The sequence below is a fragment of the Teredinibacter haidensis genome (assembly GCF_014211975.1).
Taxonomy (GTDB): domain Bacteria; phylum Pseudomonadota; class Gammaproteobacteria; order Pseudomonadales; family Cellvibrionaceae; genus Teredinibacter; species Teredinibacter haidensis.
Genome location: NZ_CP060084.1, coordinates 4,519,666 through 4,543,469, shown reverse-complemented (window position 1 = coordinate 4,543,469; position 23,804 = coordinate 4,519,666). Strand labels below are relative to the sequence as shown.

General features: G+C 48.2%; 17 protein-coding genes. 5 read left to right on the top strand and 12 right to left on the bottom strand.

Annotation, left to right across the window (positions count from 1 at the left end):
- The first annotated feature begins 101 nt into the window (after nucleotides 1-101).
- On the top strand, nucleotides 102-1,445 hold the full coding sequence (locus tag H5715_RS18580; protein ID WP_075186454.1) for a substrate-binding domain-containing protein: 1,344 nt from the start codon (nucleotides 102-104) through the stop codon (nucleotides 1,443-1,445).
- 202 nt (nucleotides 1,446-1,647) lie between these two features.
- On the top strand, nucleotides 1,648-2,604 hold the full coding sequence (locus H5715_RS18575) for a YbgA family protein (protein ID WP_075186453.1): 957 nt from the start codon (nucleotides 1,648-1,650) through the stop codon (nucleotides 2,602-2,604).
- 30 nt (nucleotides 2,605-2,634) lie between these two features.
- Here the strand turns inward: H5715_RS18575 and H5715_RS18570 are convergent, their stop codons facing one another.
- From H5715_RS18570 to H5715_RS18560, 3 genes are all read right to left on the bottom strand, one after another.
- On the bottom strand, nucleotides 2,635-3,432 hold the full coding sequence (locus H5715_RS18570; protein ID WP_075186452.1) for a type 2 periplasmic-binding domain-containing protein: 798 nt from the start codon (nucleotides 3,430-3,432) through the stop codon (nucleotides 2,635-2,637).
- A gap of 102 nt (nucleotides 3,433-3,534) precedes the next feature.
- Entirely contained in the window at nucleotides 3,535-4,524 is a 990-nt protein-coding gene (locus tag H5715_RS18565; protein ID WP_246434612.1) for a lysophospholipid acyltransferase family protein, read from the bottom strand.
- A 63-nt stretch (nucleotides 4,525-4,587) separates the two neighbouring features.
- The gene (locus tag H5715_RS18560) at nucleotides 4,588-5,448 is read right to left on the bottom strand and encodes a TolB family protein (RefSeq protein ID WP_075186450.1); all 861 of its coding nucleotides are present in this window, start codon (nucleotides 5,446-5,448) and stop codon (nucleotides 4,588-4,590) included.
- Nucleotides 5,449-5,596: 148 nt separating this feature from the next.
- On the opposite strand from H5715_RS18560, the gene H5715_RS18555 reads away from it, so the two are divergent.
- Both H5715_RS18555 and H5715_RS18550 read left to right on the top strand, forming a co-directional pair.
- Complete coding sequence (locus H5715_RS18555) at nucleotides 5,597-6,436, top strand: hypothetical protein (protein ID WP_075186449.1); 840 nt, start codon at nucleotides 5,597-5,599, stop codon at nucleotides 6,434-6,436.
- A gap of 225 nt (nucleotides 6,437-6,661) precedes the next feature.
- Complete coding sequence (locus H5715_RS18550; RefSeq protein ID WP_075186448.1) at nucleotides 6,662-7,390, top strand: NYN domain-containing protein; 729 nt, start codon at nucleotides 6,662-6,664, stop codon at nucleotides 7,388-7,390.
- A 25-nt stretch (nucleotides 7,391-7,415) separates the two neighbouring features.
- Here the strand turns inward: H5715_RS18550 and H5715_RS18545 are convergent, their stop codons facing one another.
- Nucleotides 7,416-9,605: an FdhF/YdeP family oxidoreductase gene (locus H5715_RS18545; RefSeq protein ID WP_075186447.1), complete on the bottom strand. Its 2,190-nt coding sequence runs from the start codon at nucleotides 9,603-9,605 to the stop codon at nucleotides 7,416-7,418.
- Nucleotides 9,606-10,059: 454 nt separating this feature from the next.
- Here H5715_RS18545 and H5715_RS18540 point away from each other — a divergent pair, with 454 nt between their 5' ends.
- Nucleotides 10,060-13,869 carry a two-component regulator propeller domain-containing protein gene (locus H5715_RS18540; RefSeq protein ID WP_075186446.1) on the top strand — a complete coding sequence of 1,270 codons (3,810 nt, stop codon included), beginning with the start codon at nucleotides 10,060-10,062 and terminating at the stop codon, nucleotides 13,867-13,869.
- A gap of 84 nt (nucleotides 13,870-13,953) precedes the next feature.
- Here H5715_RS18540 and pfkA read toward each other — a convergent pair whose 3' ends face one another.
- From pfkA to H5715_RS18500, 8 genes are all read right to left on the bottom strand, one after another.
- Nucleotides 13,954-14,916: a 6-phosphofructokinase gene (gene pfkA / locus H5715_RS18535; protein ID WP_075186445.1), complete on the bottom strand. Its 963-nt coding sequence runs from the start codon at nucleotides 14,914-14,916 to the stop codon at nucleotides 13,954-13,956.
- A 228-nt stretch (nucleotides 14,917-15,144) separates the two neighbouring features.
- Nucleotides 15,145-17,532 carry a putative bifunctional diguanylate cyclase/phosphodiesterase gene (locus H5715_RS18530; protein WP_139309820.1) on the bottom strand — a complete coding sequence of 796 codons (2,388 nt, stop codon included), beginning with the start codon at nucleotides 17,530-17,532 and terminating at the stop codon, nucleotides 15,145-15,147.
- Nucleotides 17,511-18,566, bottom strand: a complete 1,056-nt coding sequence (gene dctP / locus H5715_RS18525) for a TRAP transporter substrate-binding protein DctP (protein ID WP_075186443.1) — start codon at nucleotides 18,564-18,566, stop codon at nucleotides 17,511-17,513. Before dctP ends, H5715_RS18530 begins: the two co-directional genes overlap by 22 nt.
- A gap of 116 nt (nucleotides 18,567-18,682) precedes the next feature.
- Nucleotides 18,683-19,189: a hypothetical protein gene (locus tag H5715_RS18520; protein WP_075186442.1), complete on the bottom strand. Its 507-nt coding sequence runs from the start codon at nucleotides 19,187-19,189 to the stop codon at nucleotides 18,683-18,685.
- 4 nt (nucleotides 19,190-19,193) lie between these two features.
- Entirely contained in the window at nucleotides 19,194-20,501 is a 1,308-nt protein-coding gene (locus H5715_RS18515) for a Ni/Fe hydrogenase subunit alpha (protein WP_075186441.1), read from the bottom strand.
- Complete coding sequence (locus tag H5715_RS18510) at nucleotides 20,498-21,295, bottom strand: NADH-quinone oxidoreductase subunit B family protein (RefSeq protein ID WP_075186440.1); 798 nt, start codon at nucleotides 21,293-21,295, stop codon at nucleotides 20,498-20,500. Before H5715_RS18510 ends, H5715_RS18515 begins: the two co-directional genes overlap by 4 nt.
- A gap of 2 nt (nucleotides 21,296-21,297) precedes the next feature.
- Nucleotides 21,298-22,182 carry an FAD/NAD(P)-binding protein gene (locus H5715_RS18505; RefSeq protein ID WP_185906570.1) on the bottom strand — a complete coding sequence of 295 codons (885 nt, stop codon included), beginning with the start codon at nucleotides 22,180-22,182 and terminating at the stop codon, nucleotides 21,298-21,300.
- Nucleotides 22,170-23,291, bottom strand: a complete 1,122-nt coding sequence (locus H5715_RS18500; RefSeq protein WP_075186439.1) for a 4Fe-4S dicluster domain-containing protein — start codon at nucleotides 23,289-23,291, stop codon at nucleotides 22,170-22,172. The genes H5715_RS18505 and H5715_RS18500 overlap by 13 nt, the downstream gene beginning before the upstream one ends.
- Between the last annotated feature and the right edge of the window lie 513 nt (nucleotides 23,292-23,804).

The window sequence follows — 23,804 nt, the reverse complement described above, 5'->3', positions numbered from 1 at the left end:
GCGCGACAAGGACGGCGTTTTAGTTATAAAAGTGCTGCGCTGGGTACCAAGCAGTCAAAATGAACCCTAACTTTAGTCCTTACTTACAAAAGCGAATCGCTATGAACACTTTGGTGAAGTTACGCCACGTCCTCTTTGTTCTTATTCTTCTTTCCTCTTTTTCTGTTGCCGCAATCGAACCTTTTCCTTCAGGTACCGACGGCAAACTCTTCACTGTAGAAGGCTCTAATACCGTAGGCGCCAAGCTGGCACCAAGCTGGGTCAAATCTTGGATGGAGGCTAAGGGTGCAACCAATGTTTCCGTTGAGCCACAAAAGAATCCAAATGAGTATCGCGTGAGCGGTACTCTAAAGAATGGATCCATTTATGTTGATCTTCATGCCCACGGATCCACAACTGGCTTTAAAGGTCTGCTAGTGGGCACTGCAGACATTGCGATGGCCTCTCGAGGCATTAAAAGTAGCGAAGTCAGCGCGCTCAGCGCCACTTATGGCGATATGCATAGCCTGTCTGCGGAGCATGTGGTTGCGATCGATGGTTTAGCCATTATCGCAAACTCCCAGAACCCGGTTGATAGCCTTTCGGTTAGCCAAATTGCTCGAATTTTTTCTGGCGAGATTAACAACTGGGCCGATGTCGGTGGCGCAAACAGAGCCATTAGTATCTATGCCCGTGACAGTGAATCGGGTACATGGGATACCTTTAAAAATTTGGTATTAGCGAAAACCTATACCCTATCGGAGAAAGCACAGCGATTTGAATCAAACGATGAGCTTTCCGACAGCGTAAGTTCAGATGCGGGTGGTATCGGCTTTGTTGGTTTAGCCTCAGTACGAAAATCCAAGGCAATGGCCATCAACGAAAACAATACAACACCGCTAAAACCAGAGGTAATTTATGTCGCCACCGAAGACTACGCACTCTCTCGTCGGCTTTATATGTACACGCCGGAACAACCACGCAACACCTTCGTTACCGATTTCATTGAATACGCCCACGGCGAAGCCGGGCAGACAATCGTAGAAAAAATTGGCTTTATTTCACAAAACCCCATTAAATCGAAAGTAGCGGAGCTTGAAGGTCCAAAGGAGTACCAGCAACTGGCCAGATATGCAGAACGCTTATCCGTTAACTTCCGCTTTAAAGCGGGTGCATCTTCCCTAGATAACAAAGCGAAAAAGGATATTATACGACTGACGAATTATTTGAAGAGTAACAAATTGGACAAACTAAAAATCCAGCTAGTGGGATTTAGCGATTCAGAAGATTCAGACAACCGGGCAGAAGTATTATCGCGCCTGCGCGCATCCGCAGTAAAAATTGCTCTTTTCCGAAATGGTATAAAATCTGAGCCAGTTTTAGGCTATGGGTCCGATTTACTGGTCGCCAATTCTAACGGCAGCGGCAGCGGTAAAAACAGCCGCGTGGAAGTATGGCTATATTAGACCTAAAAAATGGGTGAAAAATCGGAGGGTATAGCGAATAGATGAGCATCTCTCTCCCATATTTAACTCCGCGCTGGCAACGCAGATAGCTTTTCAACCACCGACTAGCAGCTCTTATGCGGCCCTAAGTTTATCCCTCCTTTCACCGAAACTTAACACGCTGCTATAATAATGAAAATCATCAGCCCCCCTGAACTGCGCCATGGATAGCCCGCACCCCATCACAATAAGAGTTGGTATTAGTGCCTGTCTCCTAGGTGATCGGGTTCGCTACGATGGTGGGCATAAACACGATAAATACATTACGCAAACCCTGGGTAACTTTTTCGAATTCTCGCACTTTTGCCCAGAAGTGAGTATAGGACTTGGCATTCCACGCGAACCCATACGCATTGTGCTGGAGGGCGATTTGAGTTCTCCTGTGCAACGAGTCCTGGGAACTAAGGATACCAGCAAAGAATTTACTCAAGAGCTAAAGAATTGCGCGGACGCACAGCAAGAGTGGGTGGCCAACCTTTGCGGTTATATTTTCAAAAAGGATTCGCCTAGCTGCGGAATGGCGCGTGTAAAGGCCTACCATAATGAACACCCCACGCGAAAAGGCGTAGGCCTATTCTCTTCACAGCTTATGAGCAATAATCCGTTACTACCCTGCGAAGAGGAAGGTCGTTTACACGACTTGCCACTGAGGGAGAATTTTATAGAGCGGGTTTATGTGTACCACCGCTGGAAACAACTGCTTTCCGGGGGGCTTACAGCTAAAGCGCTTATTACCTTTCACGCCCGCCATAAATATTTGTTGATGAGCCACTCTCAAAAAGCTTATCGCGAGCTCGGTCGCTACCTATCGAATATCCCTGGCGAAAATCTAGACGCCTTTGGGGAAAGCTATATTACTCAACTTATGGCGGCCCTTACGCAGCTCGCGAGCCGAAAGAATCATGTTAATGTGTTAATGCATATTTTTGGCTATTTGAAAAATAAAATTGATGGTGACGATAAAAAAGAGATCTTACGGGCGATTGAAACCTGCAGAATTAAAAGCGGCCCGTTAACCATTCCCCGTACGCTGCTCCGGCACCATTTTCGCAAACACCCAAATAGCTATATCGATAATTCTTATTACCTTTCCCCCTACCCAGACGAGCTCAACTTTTGATACATAACAAGGAATAGGCCTGTGTATTTTTTATGGAGTTTTCAGCTCCAACAAGGTTCGGCCTCTGCGCTCAAGCTCATGGTAGGCCCAGCGGTAGCGCGGAATACTACTAAACAACTCGTCAAAACTACCATCTTTATGAGCCAGTTTTAAACCACGCTCTATACGATCCGCCAGCGCGTGATTTTCTTTCGTCACATAAAAGTAGTATGCGCCTGGCTGCTTAAGTAGCAAATGTTTTTCGATTGCCAGCGGCAATGAGGGGTAAAAATCTACTTCCGACTGGATTTGATAAATACCTCGCGAGAAATAATCAAAACGTCGAGCAGCCAGCATTTTAAACAGTCGGCCATAACCGGGAACAGTCAGTAACTTTAAGCCATTCACCTCCATCACACTAACATCCGGCCACTGGGAACCCATGCCACCGGTCAAAGCCGCCAACTGTTCTAGCGAATCAATCTTATCGAAGCGCGTCTGATCGTCTTCGTGTATCAGTAGCAAGCGGTACTGACTCAGCCCCTTAAGTAGCGGTACTTTAATCGCTAGCAACTGCTGTTCAAAATCGTCGCTGGCGGGAGACCAGATGACATCCACAAAGCCTCTGGTTAAACCTATACGCAAACGCTTGTCACGCATCCAATACGAGTGGGAACGATAAGTCCAGGGCCCCTCTTGAGCTACAGTTTTATCCAGCGCTAGACGCAGCAACTGAGAAAAATAATAATCTTCGTGATTAATATCTTGGGAAAGTTGATAGGGAAAGGTGACGGTTAAGACCTTCTGGGAAGACGCCTGAGCTATAGCCAGTGGACACGCAATAACCATAAGACATATACAGACCAAAATTCTTAACATTCTCACAAGAACCCACAAATTTGCATATCAGTCATTGTTTACAGTTTAGGCAAAAATGCGGGGTTCTGCTGGCTAATACACTGGTTTTTCTCCCGAAGGCCGATTTTTAAAGCGCTTAATACTCCACCAATAACGCTCAGGATGGGGAGCAATGATACGCTCTATTTCGCGGTTGATTTGCCGGGTATCCGACTGCGCATCGCCACTGGGGAAACTCGCTATGGCGGCGTAAATCTGTAGACAATAGCGGGTATTGTCGGCACTACGATAGTGGCCATAGGGCACAACTAGTGCGTTGGTCGCCGCGGCCAAACGGCTAAGGGCAATTGTTGTGGAAGCCGGTACTGCTAAAAAATCGGCAAAAACGGTATTTTTATTCTTTACCTCGATATCCGGCGCATACCAGACCACTCCGTTTCGCTTGAGCGTTCGAGTAATACCGACCAAATTGCTCACTGAGAAAAAATGGTTGCCATACTGGTGGCGGGCATCGCGCAAAAAGGCATCGACAATAGGGTCCGAAGGCTGACGATACGTAAAGGCGAAAGTGCGATCTTTACGCGCCAAATAGCCTCCCAGCGCAGCGTTTAAATCGAGACTACCATAATGGCAGGACAGCATAATAATTCCGCGCCCGGAATCCAGCGCCGCCTGCCAGTGATCAGCCCCCTTCAGCTCAATATTTGGCCAAAACCGTTTGGCGGGATTTCCAAACCAGACCTCTAATGTTTCAGCAATGCTTATACCAAGCTCACTAAAGCTCGCCTCAAGGCGGTCTTGCTTTTCCTTATCTGAAAGCTCGGGGTAACACAGGCCGATATTCGTCTCGGCAATATGGCGCACCCGCTTACCCAATCGCGCGATTAGCCAGCCCAGGCCTCGGCCCATTCGCAGTAATATGGCATGGGGTAGCAACGCCAACAGCCGACACAGCAACAATACCACCCCCAATAGCCAGTACTTCGGCGAAGCATTGAAAAACAGCTTTCGCCACATAGAGAAAGAAATACCGCTGTTGTTTGGCGGACGATAGGCAGCAGAAGAGCTTGATGTTTCAGGCATGGCAGAGAACTACAAAAGCATTGGGGCGCGCATTATTTCGCAGCTTTAAGCAAAATGCGAGGCTCACATTTTACGGTAACTGACAAAAGCCAACTGACGGCTGTCTGGAGACCAGCTGGGGACGTTCAAGCTACCCTGGCCACCGTAGAAGACCTCTGTAAGATCCCGCTCTTCGCCGGTTTGTAAATCCAGTAATACCAGCTTCACATCTCTCCCAAAAGGATGATCCTGCTGCTGGTCATCGAGGTAACGGATAAACACCAGCTTCTTGCCGTCCGGCGACGGGTGGGGAAACCAATCGGAATGGGGCGATTGAACCATCTGCTTTGGATTCGAGCCGTCAGCATCCATACGCCAGACCTGCATCATGCCGCTTTGATAGGAGTTGTAATAAATATGCTGGCCATCGGTGGAGTAATCAGGCCCATCATCCAAACCGGACGTGGATGTTAACCGGGTTTCTTCACCGCCCTCGACCGCAATACTATAGATGTCGTAGTCTGTGCTTATTGGCCGCCCCGCCACGTAAGCCAAGGTTTTTCCATCAGGCGACCAGCCATGCCAATAAGAAGGATACCGTTCCGTGACACGGCGCGGTTCGCCACCATCAATAGGCAAAATGTAAATCACCGATTGCCCCTCGCTGTCCTCCGCATGGTGGCTGATCACAATATGTTTACCATCAGGAGAAATTCCGTGGTCATTGTTACAGCGACCGGCAAATTCGCTATTGATCAGTTCTGCCTTGGTTCCCGACAAATCAAAGCGATACAGCCTCCCCTGTTGGTTAAAAACCAGAAAGCCATCGGCTGGGTGCCAGTTAGGCGCTTCAAACACAACCTCAGCGCGATAGATAACCCTTCGCTCGCCAGTGGCAACCTGAAGAAGTTCGAGTTGGCTTTCTACGGAAAGATCTTGGGGCATAAGGAGTTCTCCAATGTTTTAATAGCTATACTTGGGCGAAAGTCACCCGTCTTTATCAATGGACACCATTATAGTGCCAACTGCGTTAGCAACTCGTAGAAACCCACCCTTCTGTATACAGTATTTATACTGTCTACTGGCGCTGCTTATGAGCGTTACCGCGTGCGCAGAAGGCTCATCGCCGCCCAGTAATATTATCTACCCAGAATCGCTCACCCTCAACTACCAGCAGCGGGACGCCTACTTTGTAAAGTTACTGACATTGGCGCTGGAAAAAAGTGGGGCGTCTTATACTCTTTCAAAAAAAACACTGCCTACCATGAGCGAAAGCCGCAGTGCGATATATCTGCAACAAAATCGCTATACCATCCACTGGTTTATGACCAACAACATTCACGAAACACGACTTATCCCCATTCGAATCCCTCTTTACAAAGGCCTTGCAGGATGGAGACTGTTCTTTATCCACCCAGAATCCATTAAGACATTTGCGGGTATAAACAATGTCGAAAAGCTCAAGCGCTATCGCGCGGTGCAGGGCACCGATTGGCCAGACTCGCCGGTATTAAAAAGTAACGGCTTTCGCCTCAGCCTGTCGCCGCAATGGGAAAGTATGATTGAACTTACCCACTTAAAACGGATCGACTATTTCCCCCGCGCATTAACTGAAATTTGGCAAGAAGCTGAATTAATAAAAAGCAAAAATCTTACTGTGGAGCATACACTTGTGCTGCAATACCCTGCAGCCTACTATTTTTTTGTTGGCAAGCAATATTCAGAGCAGGCAAAAATGATCGAAAAAGGGCTGCATGCGGCGATTGCCGATGGTTCTTTTAACGCGCTTTTCCTAGAAACCTTTGGCGAAGATATAGCCAAATCAAATATTGGTAAGCGACGAATTTTACGCATCAACAACCCTCTATTACCACCACGAACGCCTCTAAACACATCTAAACTTTGGTACACCCCGTCGGGCGCGAAAGACTAGACACTCCAGCCTGGGAGTAACCTTCCATGACCAAGATAGTATCGCGTTTTGGGGCATTAAAAAATGTTACACTGCACAACCCATATCAACAAACAAACCCGAATTCATTAGCTCTGCTTTAACACTGCCTGTTGCCGATACTTCAATTCAAATATTCACAGCAGAATCCATTTAAAAAGCAGTATAAATCTACTGTAAAGACATTAATAAATTAAGGAGACCCCGGTGACAGAACGCAAACGAATAGCACTTCTTATCGATTGTGACAATGTCAGTCATAATTCAATTGAGGGCGTATTGGAAGAGCTGGCAAAATACGGGATGGTCAACGTCCGTCATGCACACGGAGACTGGAACAATCCATCCTTATCCGGGTGGATTGATCGCTTACACCCTCATGCTATAAGACCGATACAACAATTTGCATACTCCAAAGGAAAAAACGCAACGGACTCTGCAATGATCATCGACGCTATGGATTTACTCTATAGTAACAATATTGATGCCTTTGCTTTAATGACAAGTGATAGCGATTTCACTCCTCTTGTTCTTAGAATCCTCGAAAGCGGGCTGCCCGTATATGGTTTCGGTGAGAAGAAAACGCCTAAGCCCTTTGTCGATGCATGCTCTCCGTTTATTTACACAGAGAACCTAATTCCCGAAGAAGAAGACAAACCTATTGCGACCAAAACGCCTAGCAGCAAGAACCGAAACACATTAAGAGGGGATACATCGCTCGTCAAGCTCCTTCGAACAGCCGCAGAACAAACATCAGATGATGACGGGTGGTCTCATATGAGCAAAGTTGGGCATTATATTTCTAATAACAGCTCGTTCTCCGCCATTAATTACGGCTACAAAAAACTCGGCGACCTTATTAGGGCCACGGAATTATTTGAGATTGACATGAGAAGCAACGGAAAAGCCATGTATATTAAAGACGTACGCAACTAAAGCTCAGATATATTCTGCGCGAATATTATTGAACACTAACCGCCACCGATTTAAATCCTGGCGTAAAGCTTCGCTGATCCAGCTGTTTAGAAATCAGTACGTTCGCTTCGGGGTAATACACCATAATATTCCCCGGGCGAACATCAAAGGGTTTTACTCGCACATCCTTCATGCTGCCCGTATCAGTACTCACCGTTACTGTTTGGCCGCTGCTATAACCACAGCGCTCCATATCCTCTGGGTGCATCAGCACAACCCACCGATCATCTTGACCACGGTAGGTATCACGTTCATCATAAATAATCGAATTAAACTGCCCCTCACTGCGAACACTAGTGAGAATAAAGGCCTGCTTGCCGTTCGTGCTTTCACATTTCTTCCGAATTGGCAGCGTGTGTAGAGAAAATAGGGCCTTCCCATTATCGGTAGGAAATTCCGGCGTGTGAAGAGTACGTCCATCGATTTGAAACTCTTCACCCCTCTCATCGATTGTTGCCAAGCGTGAAAATCCCGGCACCACATCACTGATAAATGAACGAATGCTGTGGTGATTAGAAAAGACAGAAAAATCAAATATATCCGGCTTGATAAGCGCCAGTCCCAGCTCGCGAATTAACTGCACTTCCGAAGGCAAGTGCGGGAATCGATTAATACCTCCACTGCTCATACGTACAAAGTTAAACATGGATTCCTGGGTGGTCGACTGTAATTCTTCATCACGTACTTTAATCGGTAAAATCAGCACCTCTCCACCTGCACCATTAACATGACCAGTATTTAACGTAGAGGTAATAAAGCATTTCACAGCAATGCGGTCCAGAGCTTGCGTGGAGTAGGCGGTATCTGGGTTGGAAGCAAGTAAGTTGCCGCCTAACATCATAGCAAATTCCATTTCACCTTTATGGGCCGCATGAATACAGGCCATGGTATCCAGGCCTTTCGCTTTCGGCAGTTCGCTGCTCAATTTTTGCTGCAATTTGGTTTCTACGGCCTGCTTTAGGGTCGGAGTAAAACCCATGGAGCCCGTACCCTGAATATTGCTGTGCCCCCGCAACGGCAGCAGGCCAGCTCCCGGTTTGCCCACCATGCCCCGCATTAACGCTAAGGCCACAAGTGTTTCAATATTCCCCACACCGTGATGGTGGTGAGTTAAACCCATGCTCCAAGCAAAGACCGTATTTTCGGAGGCGGCATAAATGTCTGCGACCTCATTTAGCTGCTCGCGCGCCAGGCCGGAACTAGCTTCAATATCACACCACTCCAACGAGCGAATACCAGCGGCAAACGCTTCAAAATGTTCCGTATTTTCGGCAATAAACGCCTTATCGCAGGCATTTTTTTCCAGTAAATATTTTGCCACCCCCTGCATAAAGGCTATATCACCACCGAGATGAGGTTGCACGTAGGTACTGGCAATTTTTTCGCCGCCTTTGAGCATGGATCGCCAGTCGGCAGGCGATGCAAAGCGTACCATGCCCGGTTCTTTTGCTGGGTTGACAACAATAACCTTTCCGCCCCTGCGACGACAGTGAATAAGGGTTTTAACAAAACGCGGGTGATTAGAGGCAGGGTTTGCACCAAAAACAAAGATACAATCGGCCTTATCTAGATCCCGATATTGAATGGTCGCTGTTCCGGTACCCAGCGTTGCCGTAAGACCAACACCGGAAGCCTGATGGCAATAGTAGGAGCAGTTATTAATATTGTTCGTGCCGTAAAGTCGCGCCATTAGCTGCATCAAAAAAGCTGCTTCGTTAGAGCTTCGCCCGGAGGCGTAGAAAAAACTTCGCTCTGCTTTTGTTGCGCGCATTCGCTCGGACACAATAGCTTTAGCCTCTTGATAGTCCAATGGCGAAAAATGCGTATCGCCGGCCTTTTTGTACAGCGGCGTAATAAGCCGCCCCAAATCTTCTAACTGCTTGCCGCTCATTGCAGACAATTCGTCGACTGAATACTGAAGAAAAACACTATTGGGAATACCGGCACGGACATCACTCAGATGAGCCTGAATATTTTTATTGCAAATTTCTATTCCTCGTCTCGCTTCATTTCTAAAACCACCATTTTGACCACCCGTACCAAAAGCACAAGCTTTACAGGCATTCCTGGAGCGAAGCGTTTGTATCAAATTGAGCGGGCCTATTTTCTTTGCGTAACGTAATACACTAACAACGGCTTTCCACCCACCACCGACAATGGCTGTTTGGTTTTTCATAGTCTTTTCGCTTTTTATTGTTATTCAAAAGTCCCATAAAAGGCTTAATCAACGGGTGACTCACTCGGCTATAAGCCCTCGCGGCGCGCCGGAAAGTAACCGTCAGAGGATAAATTTGCACTTTCTCTGGGCGTTTCCCCAGGATATTCACACTCTGCGGGCATTAACTCGGTGCTTACCACCCGTGAATAGGTGCTTGTCGGCACGAGAAACAGCTACAGTTTTCTTTCTTATGCGTAACGGCGGAGATATTGTTGTATATTAGCCTCTTATCTGATTTCGGCCATCGCCCATAATCCTGACGTAATCGCGCCAATCAATCAACGCTGATCGATTCAATAAATCGTAGCCCAAGGGGCTGTGTTACGGGACTAGTAGCCAGTATAAAGCAGCTAAAAAGTGGTGGAACTGAGTACTTTTCTAAAAAAACGAACATAACCGGAAACATCAGCCCTTGAACCCGTATTTTCGCCAACCCTTTATTGTCGTATTTTCGCTTTGGCTGTTCTACTCGGTGTACAACAGCCCTGCTTTTGCAGAGGGCAGCAGCGCGAATATAACATTCCGTCATATCCTACAAAGCCAAATGGAGGGGCTGGGCTATATTAATGCCATAGCACAGGACGAGCTGGGCTTTATGTGGTTTGGAGGCTCGAACGGCCTAGCGCGCTACGACGGCTATCGATTAAAGATCTACCGCTTTCAAAACAACAAACCGGGCACACTCTCTCACAGCTATATTTATTCCCTTCTGGTAGACAGAGAAGGCGCTCTGTGGATTGGCACCAGCCGCGGCCTTAATCGGTATAACGCGCAGACAGATGACTTCTCCGTGTACCGCCAGCCCAACCCCAGCACTTACACCCCTAGTGTCGATGATATTCGCAGTTTGTTCGAAGATTCCAAGGGCCACTTGTGGCTGGGAACACGAGGAGGTCTCTTTTCTTTCGACCGAACCCATCAAACCTACCATCAGTATAAAATCGGCAACACCGCCAGCGGACTAACGGAAGAAAACGTTGTCTGGACCATAACGGAAGACCAAAAGGGCGCTATTTGGGTTGCCAATCAGCAACGTGGTGTCAGCCGACTTGATTTGATGACCAACAGCTTTAACCATTTCCCAAAGCTATCGGTCGATGACGAAGCCGCCAACGACGTACGCCGACTCTATGTCGACCCGCAAAACCAAGTGTGGGCAGCAACTCACGGCGGCGGTATTTTTGTTTTTGATCGCTCAATCGACCACTTCAACTTTTTCTCCCACTGCGCGCCAGAATTAGAGAAATGTCACACCGTATGGGACTTTGCCGAAGACGGCAAAGGCAATATGTGGATTGGCGACGGCGGCGGCCTGTCCAAATTGGCCGCGGTAAACGGAGCATTCGAACGCTTTCATCACGAAGTCAGCGCCTTATCCTCCCCCGGCAACTTCGTTGTAAACACGCTTTTTACCGACCGAAACGGTGATGTTTGGGCAGGCTACTTTCCGTCTGGCGTAGATATCATCGATCAACAAGGAGCGGCTTTCCACAACTACACACACAATCCCAACAAGGCAAACAGCTTGGCCGATGGCGGAGTCATATCCGCTCTAGAGGACGAACAGGGCAATATCTGGGTTGGCGCTGGTTATGGCTTAAATTATGTCGACCGCATCAGCAATACCATTACGCGAGCCACCTATCAGCCTGATAATCCCGATGGACTTAGTGGCAATACGGTTCTGTCTATAGCCAAAGACTCACAGCAAAACCTATGGCTAGGCATTTGGTCCAAGGGGCTTAACCGGCTAGACAAAGGCTCTAACCAATACCGCCATTACCTGCCGCAAAAGGGCGAGCCGAATTCGCTTCTAGGGAAAGAACCCTGGGCACTGTTGGTTGATCGGCAAAAAAGGCTGTGGGTGGGAACAGAATCGGGCATCAATCTGTATAACCCCGAAAGTGATAATTTCACCCATTACCTGCCCCGGCAGGATCAAATGGATGGCGATGTCACTTTGTACACCCGTGCACTGCTGGAAGACTCCCACGGACGCATATGGGTGGGTTCCATCCGTGGCCTCTATCAAATGTTGCCGGAAAGCCATAGTTTCACCCGCTACCACAGACAAGAGGGTAACCCGGCTTCGCTGAGCAACGACTTTGTTATCGCTCTTTTTGAAGATAGCCAACAGCGCTTGTGGGTTGGTACTCACGGCGGAGGCCTTAATCGCTTTGATCCCCATACAGGCAAGTTCTACCACACAGGCATTAGCGATGGACTACCCGACAATGTGATCACAAGCATTGTGGAGGACAACGACGGTATGCTCTGGCTAAGTAGTCAACAGGGATTGAGCCGCTACGATCCCGACACCGGCAGTATTCGCAACTTCAATAAGCACCACGGGCTTTCCGGCAACCTGTTCAACCGCAATACGGGCTTAAAAACCCGAGATGGGAAGCTATTCTTTGGCAACAGCACCGGTTTTGTTCTGTTCGATCCAAAAGAACTGCGCACAACTACCTCTAATTCAAAAATAGTCCTTACAGAACTGAGGATATTCAACCAGCCTGTCTCTCACAAACAGCCCGACTCACCACTACAAAGCACAATTGAATCGACCCGGTCTATTGAGATTGATCACAACCAATCGATGATTACTTTTGAGTTTTCGGCATTAAATTTTCGCTCGCCTCAGCTTAGCCAGTACGCCTATTGGCTAGAGGGTTTCGACCGGGAGTGGATTCACAGCGGCAGCAGGCGCTATGCAACCTATACCAATCTCGACAGCGGCCACTACGCCCTGCATGTTAAAGCGGCCAACAGCGATGGGGATTGGAGCACGCAACCCAGCCACCTTAACCTTTATATAAAACCACCCTCCTGGAAAACAACAACGGCCTACGTGCTCTACCTTATAACCACGCTTTTAGTTATTTTCGGTGTTATCTCCGTACTGGTTCGCCGCCAGTCATTCTCAAAAGAAAAAATGCTGGGTCAGCGCCTGGAAGAAGTTGACAAGCTCAAGGACGATTTTCTGGCCAATGTTTCTCACAGATTGAGAACGCCGCTGAGCAATATGATCGGCCTCTCGGAAGCAATATTGTGCGATGACAGCAACAACTGCAGTGCACAGGCACAGAACCAACTGCTTACCATCTTGCACAATGGTAAGCAGCTGACCGCACTGATCAATGAAATTATCGATTACTCGCAATTGGCAGACAATAAATTAAAACTCAATTTCCAGTCTGTAGACTTGTTCGTACTAACAGAACTGGTTTTTTCGCTGGTAACGCCTGTTCTACACCCTAAACCCATCCGCCTCATTAACGCCTTATCCCCGAATATGCCTAAGGTGTGGGCAGATGAAGAACGCCTCCAACAAATATTGCTTAACCTGGTAAGCAATGCCATAAAGTACACCCACGAAGGTTTTATTACTGTCAGTGGCGAAGCGCAGTCTTCTCGTATTCGAGTATCGGTGGAAGATAGTGGAATAGGTATTGCGCCAGACAGGCTCGAAGCTATTTTTTATCCCTTCCAACAAGCGGATAATAACGATAGCCCTTACATAGAAGGAACCAGCCTCGGCCTTACGGTTTGCCGTAAACTGATAGAGCTACACAATGGCAGCATAGAAGTTCGATCAGCGCTGGGTTCTGGCTCTGAATTCATTTTCGACCTAGCCCTGGCCGGAGCACAAATCGAAAAAACGAACAGTAAAACGGAGGAAAAGCCCCAGGCGCCCCACTACTCCCGTCACCGATTAGAGCAGTCGATCGCTGCCAGAGCCACGCTGCAACCAGTAATATACGGAAAAGATTTTTCCCAAGAAGCCCTTGCAATAGCGCCCTCGCCAGAACACGCTTCCGACCACACCATTTTAATAGTTGATGACGACACGGTAAGCCGGATGGTAATCAAAGCCATGCTCGCCGCTCACCATTATAATGTGATTGAAGCGGACAGCGGCGCCCAAGCCCTAACTCAACTCTCCAGCGGTTCTAGACAGATCGACCTTATTATTCTCGATGTAATAATGCCAGGCATAAGCGGCTACGATACCTGTCGGGAAATTCGCAAATATTATCCGCTCGACTCACTACCGATATTGTTTCTCTCCGCCAGCAATCGCGACAAGGATATAGTATCGGGATACGGCACCGGCGGAAGCGATTTCCTGTCAAAACCCGCTGCCAGTACCGAGCTAATTTCCAAGGTAGGTTTACACCTGAAACTAACCGCACATAAACGCCGGAACACCTCTAAATAATGGCGTTGGCATTCCACAAGGTCCCTAAATTGCGGGCAAAAAAAAGCACCCGATATTGAGGGTGCTTTTTTATTTACGTGGTTGTTAAGCCAAACGGTGACAGAGATCCAGTAAACATTCTTTAAATGGACGGTTCATATTTTCCAACGCATCGATAATATCGTGGTGAACCAGTTCATTCGCCTGGATACCCACACAACGCCCACCTTCCCCCTCACGCAACAACTCAACTGCATAAGCACCCATACGGCTGGCCAGTACGCGGTCGAATGCCGTTGGTGCACCACCCCGCTGAACATGACCCAGAACTGTTGCCCGGGTTTCTAATCCAGATTCTGCCTCTATACGCTTGGCCAGTGCAAACACGTCGGTAATATGCTCAGTAATACAGACAATACCGTGGTTTTTGCCGTGCGAGACGTGGTTTTTCAGATCGGTAATAAACTCTTCTTCGTTAAAAGGCTTTTCGGGAATAATGGCATATTCTGCACCGCTAGCCAGTGCCGAAAAGATAGTCAGATCACCACAGTAACGTCCCATAATTTCAACCACAGAGATACGTTTGTGAGAGCTGGAGGTATCACGCAAGCGGTCTATAGCCTCGAGCACAGTATTCAAAGCCGTATAGTAGCCGATGGTGTAATCGGTACCCGCCACGTCGTTGTCGATCGTGCCAGGAATGCCTATGCAGGGGAAGCCCATTTCGGTGAGTTTCTTGGCTCCCATATAGGAACCGTCACCACCAATAACAACCAATGCCTCTATACCGCGCTCTTTCAAGTTCTCAATCGCTTCACGGCGAACTGACTCCTCTTTAAACTCTGGAAAACGTGCCGAGCCTAAAAATGTTCCACCGCGATTAACCATATCAGCCACTGAGCGACGGTCCAGCAGTTCGATTTCATCGTGATACAGGCCATAGTAGCCATTGAATATACCGTAAACTTCCAAACCGTAGTGGAGGGCATTACGTACGACCGCACGTACCGCCGCATTCATACCCGGAGCATCGCCACCACTGGTTAAAACGCCTATTTTTTGTACCATTTTCTATTCCTGTTGCCTTAGCTGAGTCATTGCGCGATATGCTAATTATTCTTGCGCAGATTTAAAGTGTTTTTCTTGGAGAACATCTGACCAAGAACAAGTAACACCTGCACCGTCTGGCGCAATACCGCTTGTACCGTTCGTTAGAAGCTGCCCAGGTGATATTTTGAGCAATCCACAGCAGATCGCGGCGTTCTTCCACATAACGTACCAATCCGCGTAATAATATCAGGAACCGCCCGTTAGTGCCGGGGAAATGCCTGCTTTTCCAGACAGGTGATTACGAGTAGATTCTGTCAGTGCCGTTTCGATGCGAACCCTAAACAACCCCACCCAACGCTCGAAGTCCGCCGCAGGTAGGGGCCTCGAGTGGAAATAGCCCTGGCTGCACTCACAACCCTGGCCCAGCAAAAACTGTAGCTGAGCGTAGTTTTCGATACCCTCCGCCACAACGCGAATATTCATCGCCCGCGCTATTGAGAAAATAGCATTGACGATAACCACATCGTCACCGTCATTGGGCAGATCATTAACAAATGAGCGATCTATCTTGATCACATCTATCGGCAGCTGTTTCAAATAGCTAAGCGACGAGAAACCAGTACCGAAATCATCCATGGCAATGGTGACACCCAACTGTTTCAGTTGGTTTAAAATATCGACCGATTGCTCAATATTTTCAATTACGGCACTCTCAGTAACTTCCAGCTCTAATAGTGCGGGGTTCACACCAAACTCCTGAATGGTATCCCCCAGGCGCTGCACAAAATCGTCTCGCTTCAACTGTCGCGGTGAAATATTGACGGCCACCGTTAGATCCTCTAATGGAGTGTGACGCCAGCGATCCAGCTGAGCGCAAGCCGCGCGGATAACCCAGTGACCAATATCCACAATCAAATCACTTTGCTCCGCCACGGGAATAAATTCAAAGGGATTAACAATACCGTTACCCGGTCTGGACCAGCGTAATAGCGCCTCCGCGCCCTGTACCCGGCTCCCCATTATGTTGCCCTTTAACGTCTGCTCGCCGCCTTTTTGAGAGGTTTGGTAGTGAATTTTAGGCTGGTAATACACAATCAGTTCGTCGCGCACCAATCCCCGGCGTAGCGCTTCCTCTAGGTTGCGATTATTTTTACGTCGAGTCTCAAGCTCTAAAGAGAAAAAGACCAGATGGTTACCACCCTCATCTTTGGCCTGATACATGGCCGCATCGGCACGTTGTATCAACTGCTCGGCATTACCGGCATCCCTTGGGAAGAGTGCAATACCTATGCTGGCGCCAGCAAACACTTTGTCCCCATCGATAAGCACCGGCTCAGCCGCTAGGCGAATCAAATCTCGAGCTAGTATCTCCAGGCTTTCCTCATCGCAGACGCCCGTAGCGATGGCTGTAAATTCATCCCCGCCCAATCGAAACAGGAAATCCGTATTTCTCACCCGCTTCTTCAGCCGCTTAGCCACGCTTTCCAAGTAGCGGTCACCGACCCCATGGCCGTACTGATCATTAATCCATTTGAAGTTATCGAGATCGACAAACAGCACCCCCAGTGAACGACGATGACGCTTGGCTAGCTGAATTTCCTGTTCCAACGTTTTATGAAAATAGGTGCGATTGGGCAGGGAAGTTAAAGAATCGTAATAAGCTATCCGCTCAAGCTTCTGCTCGGATTCTTTCTGTACACTGATATCCGTAATAACGGCAACATGGCAAACCAAATCCCCCTTATGCCACACCTCATTAAAGCTTAAGCGTGCGGGGAACGACAATTTTTCCCGTCGGCGCACCACCACCTCACCCGACCATTGACAGTTTGCCTTGAGTTGCTGCCAAAGGGTTTCAGAGACGTTGCGATCGGCCAATTTCATTTTCGGACGCAGCCCGATTAAATCGCTTTTACAAAAGCCAGTGAGGGTTTCGTAGGCAACATTACACTGCACAATTTTAAAATCCGAATCGGTCATAACGACCCCTTCGGTAATCGAATCCAGCGTTTGGTGAGCAACCTGCAATGACCGTATAGGAAGGATTAGTGACTTTCTCAGCGCCCAATAAAGCAGAAGAACAAATAGTAGGCTGATAACGCCCACCTGTAGGAGCTCAAGCTGTAAACCGCTGTAAATAGCCGTCACACCACTCTGTGGCTTGTACACAACCTCAACCGAGCCAATAGTCATGGAGCCGTGGCGAATCGGCTGTCGAATGCGATACTGGTGTAATTTACTTAATTCGGCACTGCGCTTGGGGTCCAGAGCAACCAGCTCACCGCTGGAAAGTTTATAACGCCCCATATAGAGGTGACCGAAATTGCCGTAAACGCTCACAGCCACCACTAGATCGGAGGCCATTTCTGCATCGAAAATGACCGAGGCGACTTCGGTGGAATAGCGCTCGTCGAAGGTTTTTTGGTGAATACTCCAGATGGAGGGCGTTACCGATTCTGCTACCCGCTCGGCAACCTCAAACGCACGTTGCTCAGATTCGAGTAGAAAATGGGAGAAAACAAGGTAATAGCGAAGACCCATAAAGGTGCTCATGACCAAAACTGTTGCGCCGATAAACAGAATAAAGATTTTTTTCGATAAGCCAAATTGCATCAGTCGTAAGGCCCAAACCACTTATAGTAGTCTTCATAGATGGTTTTAAATCTCTGCTTTTCATTCAGCAGATGCGCACTTATTGCATCTCCTTCGCGATAGGATTCCAGCACAGTATCCGTAGATCTTCGCCATTTTTGTAGGTCGGTAGCGCTCCAGCGAGTAAAAGTCATCCCTTGGCGCATCAGCTCATCCAATGCTTTGAAATCTGCCATCTTTAACTTTAGTGTCGCCGTCAGTGAAAATGCTCGCATGGCCGTTTCCAGTATTTCCTGCAAGTCTTGCGGCAGTTGGTTATAGGCTTTTTCGTTTATCAGAAAATCGGACAACACCGAAGGCTGCCAGACGGCGGGAGTGATGGCATGGGGGGCGAGCCCCTGCAAATCCAGATCCAACACACCAAACGCTGTTGTCCACTCTACGGCGAATATCTCACCTGCTTCAAGTGCCGGACGAATCTCCTCCGGAACCAGGGGGATCGTATAGGCGCCAGAGGCTGCAGCCAGTACTTCACTGGGCAAACCTGGACCAATACGAACGCGCTTGCCTTTAAGGTCCGACAGCTCAGTAATTGTGCTGGAGGAAAGTAGCCCAAACTCCATTCCCGCCCACCAGGCAGGTCGCCAGATCACACCTTGGGGCTGGGAGATTTCATTGGCAATTTTCATTCCATCACCCACCATAAAAAACATCATGGAAGCATCAAGATTCATAAAATCGAAGGGAATGGCATTCATCACGGACCAAGCAGGGTGTTGACCGTTCCACCAGTTAGGCCAGCCATTTCCCATTGGTATACGCCCTTCGGACACCGCTAGGAAAATATCGGGACCATCGGTTAACGAGCCTGCAGAATGTACCGTGATCACAAGCCTGCCTGAACTCATGCGCTCTACGGATTGAGCGAAAACCTCGAGTTCACGAAAATCCATACTTGTGGCAACCGCCTGGGATTGCATATCCCAGCGAAATAACTGCGACCGCTCCTTGTCACAGGAGAATAACCACAGTGAAATCAGTATTAAACCAAACCTGTAGAACCAGGATGACGTCATGGTAAACGTCCTCACATACCGTGAATTTTTAGGGGGGCTGACAAAAGTATAGCCAGCATAAGAGGAAGCGCTAAATCATAGCGCTATGAGCACCGAGAATTTATAAGGCTGCACGCTTAAACAGTGGGGGGAAGATATGACTGCGTGAGGACTGCTGAAACCTCTTCCCAAACGGCTCTAATCAGCCGTTGCTGTAGCCCTTCATCCACAGCAGTTGCTTCTTGTCCGTAGACATTTAGGCCCAGTACATGGCAGTCCAGGGGCAATACGCCCAGAGTCTTTGCCAAGCACACCGCATCGCTTAACCCCGCCCCGTGACTGGAAAGTACTCCCGCTCCGGGCTGGAGTTCGTGGGCTGAAAACGAGAGCAGCTCACCGTAGCTGTGTTCGCTGGAACGGCAGGCATCGATAAAAAAAACATGCGAATGGGAGGCTAGATCGGCGAGCATGGCTGTCGGATGGAGGTATTTTTTAATCCTCAGTTCGCCCGCCTTTATTTCGAAGGCGCCGCCGGGCAATAACACGCACCCACCGGAAAGATGGCGCTCAATAAAATCTGCCACCTCCCAGCCCAAGCTATCGGCTCCATGAGCCGAGCCCAAAGCGGCAATCAGTACAGACACTTCCCTACTCCCGGTTTATCTTGAGGTTAAGAAAGTGCGTGGAACAGGAAATACAGGGGTCATAATTACGAATAATTTTCTCGCATAGCATACGTAAATCGTCATCAGGATTATCCAGCCCGTATTCCAGTACGGCATTTTTCAGGTTGGCTTCAATACTTGCCTGGTTCTGACTGGTCGGCGGAATCATGCAAGCCGTTTCTACCTTACCGTTTCCGTCAATTTTGAATTGATGGAAAATCATGCCGCGAGGCGCCTCGGTGCAGTGACGAGCAATACCCGGTTTAGGCGTTACATCCACACAGGCATGCTTCGGTCGCTGATAATTTTTCAAAATTCTAAGGCCTTCCAGAATACAGTAATAACTTTCCACAGCCCGCGCGCGCACGTTATCAAACATGTTGGTACTAGGGAATTTCAAGCCGACATCGGCACACAGTTTTTTTACTTCCTGCGGCAATTGATCGAAGTTCAAATTCATCCGCGCCAAAGGTCCGACGAAATAACTTTCGTTATCCAAAGTGGAATAAAAGGCTGTGGAATGTTTCACCTGATGCTCTTTAAAGCGTGTGGGGTAATCCTCAAAGTTGATTTGCTGATGACGCGTGGTAACCAGAACACCTTCGTTCAAACCGTATTCCTGATCATTATGTACTGCAACGCAGTTGAAGGCCTGATGATCCATCGGTAAGTCCAAACCCGCTGTCCACTCAACCACACCGCGCGCATCTTCCAGCGCATTTTCCAATCGATCCACCAAATCGCTGACTTCACGTTTTTCCGGTGCGCGATAAAAACCACCCACTTTCAAACCGATAGGGTGAACAGAGCGACCACCGAGCAGCGCCAAAAGATCATTACCCAAGCCCTGAAGTTTCATACCTCGCTTAACAGTTTCAGGATGATCCTGCGCCATAGCAATGGCATTGTCATAACCGAGAAAGTCTGGTGTTGCCAGTAGGTGGATATGCAGCGCATGGCTTTGCAACCATTCACCACATTGTACGACGCGACGCATATCGTGAACCCAGGGGCCCGGATCAACACCGAACAAACGCTCAATGGCACGGATAGAGGTCATCTGGTAAGCAATGGGACAAATACCACAAATTCGTGCGGCCATTACCGGGACTTCGGTGTAATTCTGGCCCTCCAAAAATTTTTCGAACAAGCGTGGAGGCTCGTAAATTTTTAAATGTAATTTTTCGATCTCACCACTTTTTGCCGTAAATTCCAGCGCACCTTCACCCTCCACGCGAACCATTACGGGGACATTGATATCAATGTCCCGTTCCGGATTTATATTGGTCATAATTCAACACCTCCAGTATCGGTCCAGAACGTATTGGCTTCGGAAAATTCCGGCGTTGCACTGTGTATGGACAGGAACTTGCGCTTTACGCTGTTCGGATCCAACCCAAAACCAATAAACCGATTACCCAGGCTTTTCACATTGGTATTTTCTGCCGGCCCGTAACAGGCATAACACGCCGCACCATAAGAGGGGCAAAGAGCGCCGCAACCGGTGCGGGTTACCGGCCCCATACACGGCTCTTTTTTTGTAACCATAATGCAGGCTGTACCTCTGCGCTTACATTCCTGACACACTTTCTCCTTGTTATCGACAGGCATAACACCAAACAATAGCTGGCGAACCGTTGCAAGCATCTGACGAACATCGACAGGGCAGCCCCACAATTCAAAATCAACTTTCACATGATTTTTAATTGCCGCAGAGGTCGAGAGCGAACTGATGTATTCCGGCTTGGCATAGACCGAACGCATCCAAACATCACTATCGGCATTATTTTTTAGTGCCTGAATCCCTCCGGACGTTGCGCAGGCACCGACCGTAATCACATAGGTACTGTGTTCGCGAATATGTTCTAGGCGCTCTACATCGTGAGGCGTAGTAATCGAGCCCTCAATAAAGCTGATATCCACATCATCGTCTGGCCCCAGCGCTCCAGCCTCGGCAAAGTGGACGATATCCACCAGTTCGGTGAGCTTAATCAAGTTTTCACCCATATTGATGAATGCCAGCTGGCAACCAGAACAGGATGCAAATTTGTGCACACTTACGCGCGGTTTTTTTGTCGTTGTCATGATTAAAACCCCCTGCGTTCAAGCACATCTTTAATGCGCTGATAGGTGAATACTGGCCCGTCTTTACAGACAAAGGCTTCATCCATTTGGCAGTGGCCACAATGTCCCAAAGCGCACTGCATATTGCGTTCAAGGCTCAGGTAAATATCCTCTTCCCTCACACCCATATTGAGCAGTGCACGCGATGTTCCGGTCATCATTGGGTGTGGGCCACAACACATTACAGCACAGTGTTTAATGTCGAATTTTGCCTCGCTAAACAATGCGGCAACGCGACCTTTTTTCCAGTTCGGCCATGCGGTTTTATCACGGTCGGATGCGAGCAGAACTTGCGTTGCGCGTACTTTTCGCCATTCGTCGTACTGGGGTTCCCATAGCATATCGTTACGATGCAATACCGTTTGCATAATGACAATTCGACCGTACTCTTCCCTGTGAGCAATCGCTTCGTGTATAGCGGAGGCGACCGGCGCGCAACCAAGACCGCCGGTAATAAAAACCAAATCTCGACTCTTGGCTTCATTCATCGGCCAACCCACACCATAAGGGCCGCGGAGGCCAACCCTCTGTCCAACGGCTAAATTGGACATGGCATTGGTAACGCGACCAACGGCTTGAATCGTATGTAAAAGATAGTCCCCGTCTCTACCCATAATAGAAATAGCAACCTCACCAACACCAAACAAATACACCATATTGAATTGGCCACATTTAAACGTGAAATCACCCCTAAGCTTCGGGTCATCGATGCGCAATTTCCAAGTAAAGATATTGGGCGTTTCTTCGATGCGCTCTACAATGGTTGCGGCAATTGGCACATAATCGTTACGAATAATTTTACTCGCGTTACAACCCACTGCGGCTTCCTCTAACTCTATTGTTCCCATAACGCATACTCCCCGCTTATAGCATTGGCTTCTGCAGGAAAATCAATTCCAGCTGGGCACCAGGTGATACAACGACCACAACCCACGCAACCCGAACGACCATACTGTGTCACCCAGCTGCCCAATTTATGCAGCATCCACTGACGGTAACGCAACGTACTGCTGTCGCGAATCGAATGACCGTGCATCTCGCTATGGTCATCATTAAAACAACTGTCCCACTCGCGAAAATGAGTGGTACTTTTACCGTCAAGATCAGCCGACTCAGTTTCTCGATGACAGAAACAGGTTGGGCAAACAGAGGTGCAGTTGCCGCAAGCCAAACAACGTTCTGCAATAGAATCCCACTCGCGGCTATCCAACTGAGAAAATAAATTCGCATGCATATTTTCATCAATGAGGTAACGCTTTTGTTTTGCCGAGGCTTGCAAAGTTTGCACTTCCGCCAGCTCAATTAAATCACTACCAGCATTAATAACCGGTAGCTTGGCAAGAATTTCAGCTCCGGCATTGGAACCCGCGCGAATGAGAAAACCAGAATCCAGTTCATCCAACAAAAGATCGTAACCATCTTCTACGGCTGGGCCATCACCGGTTGAAGCACAGAAGCAGGTTTCATTACAGGAGGAACAATTAACCGCAACCGTAAACAGGCTTTTGCGCTCTGCCTCATAATAAGCATCGACAAAATCGTTCTCTAAAAAGTGCTTGTCATGAATTTTCATAGCCGCAATATCGCAGGGCCGAACACCAATCACCGCCCTTGGAACAGGGTCAGGAACCGCGTCGCGAAAAACCAAACCGCCGTCACGAACCTCCGCTACTTGCTCTGCGTGCCAGAGAGGTTGGCGCGCTTGATAGATAAGCGGCTTTAGCGCGGCAGCGCCGTTGGCCCAATTAAAGTAGCGGCTCGATGAGGTTTCAATGAGCTCGTAGGAGCCCGGCTTTTGCACAGATTCAACGCCTTGAGGCAAATCTGTTACATCGTCCAGATGATCGTAAACAATAGTGCCATCGCGAACTTTTGGGCCAATAAGCTCATAACCGGATGCGGTTAAAGTGCTGAGTAAATTGGGCAAGTTCTCTGGCGCAAGAAAATGAACAGCCATAGCAAACTTCCTTCTGCGAAAACATTAGCCAATGCAACGGTCTTGTTATTTCGAAAAATATTTTTTTAATGAAGAATACGCATAACAAGGATCGTTGCGAACGGTGGTGATCTTAATAAACACCGCGTTCTATCCCTTGTAGACTGCGAAGACAGTAAAGGAAGGTTTTTTCAGCTGCTTCAGTAAATTATTATTGTGAGCTTAAATAAAGCCCGGCGAGCCGAAAAAGTTTTCTTAATCGCCATATCGTACAGCACCAGTAACAGCTATAAGAGAGCTGCTACTTATCGATCGCAATCATACACAGCACGGAGCCAATTCCACCGTACTAGAGATAACGCGAACATTGGGAGTTTCTTCCGGCATTGCTTCACTCGCTCTACCTAAAAAAATCCCGTTTTTAAAAGTAATCCAAAAGACACAGGTGAAATATGCGATATATCAATAAATACAACCTTTGCCGGGCATAAACTCTTGAACGGTGAAATAGTTTTCCCGCATTATCATAAGGTT

What these genes read in the sequence shown, in the direction of transcription:
- H5715_RS18565 (WP_246434612.1), bottom strand. Translation starts at nt 4,524, where the DNA reads ATGCCTGAAACATCAAGCTCTTCTGCTGCCTATCGTCCGCCAAACAAC.
- dctP (WP_075186443.1), bottom strand. Translation starts at nt 18,566, where the DNA reads ATGACGTCATCCTGGTTCTACAGGTTTGGTTTAATACTGATTTCACTG.
- H5715_RS18510 (WP_075186440.1), bottom strand. Translation starts at nt 21,295, where the DNA reads ATGACAACGACAAAAAAACCGCGCGTAAGTGTGCACAAATTTGCATCC.
- H5715_RS18570 (WP_075186452.1), bottom strand. Translation starts at nt 3,432, where the DNA reads ATGGTTATTGCGTGTCCACTGGCTATAGCTCAGGCGTCTTCCCAGAAG.
- H5715_RS18505 (WP_185906570.1), bottom strand. Translation starts at nt 22,182, where the DNA reads ATGGGAACAATAGAGTTAGAGGAAGCCGCAGTGGGTTGTAACGCGAGT.
- H5715_RS18500 (WP_075186439.1), bottom strand. Translation starts at nt 23,291, where the DNA reads ATGGCTGTTCATTTTCTTGCGCCAGAGAACTTGCCCAATTTACTCAGC.
- H5715_RS18575 (WP_075186453.1), top strand. Translation starts at nt 1,648, where the DNA reads ATGGATAGCCCGCACCCCATCACAATAAGAGTTGGTATTAGTGCCTGT.
- H5715_RS18515 (WP_075186441.1), bottom strand. Translation starts at nt 20,501, where the DNA reads ATGACCAATATAAATCCGGAACGGGACATTGATATCAATGTCCCCGTA.
- H5715_RS18560 (WP_075186450.1), bottom strand. Translation starts at nt 5,448, where the DNA reads ATGCCCCAAGATCTTTCCGTAGAAAGCCAACTCGAACTTCTTCAGGTT.
- H5715_RS18545 (WP_075186447.1), bottom strand. Translation starts at nt 9,605, where the DNA reads ATGAAAAACCAAACAGCCATTGTCGGTGGTGGGTGGAAAGCCGTTGTT.
- H5715_RS18580 (WP_075186454.1), top strand. Translation starts at nt 102, where the DNA reads ATGAACACTTTGGTGAAGTTACGCCACGTCCTCTTTGTTCTTATTCTT.
- H5715_RS18555 (WP_075186449.1), top strand. Translation starts at nt 5,597, where the DNA reads ATGAGCGTTACCGCGTGCGCAGAAGGCTCATCGCCGCCCAGTAATATT.
- pfkA (WP_075186445.1), bottom strand. Translation starts at nt 14,916, where the DNA reads ATGGTACAAAAAATAGGCGTTTTAACCAGTGGTGGCGATGCTCCGGGT.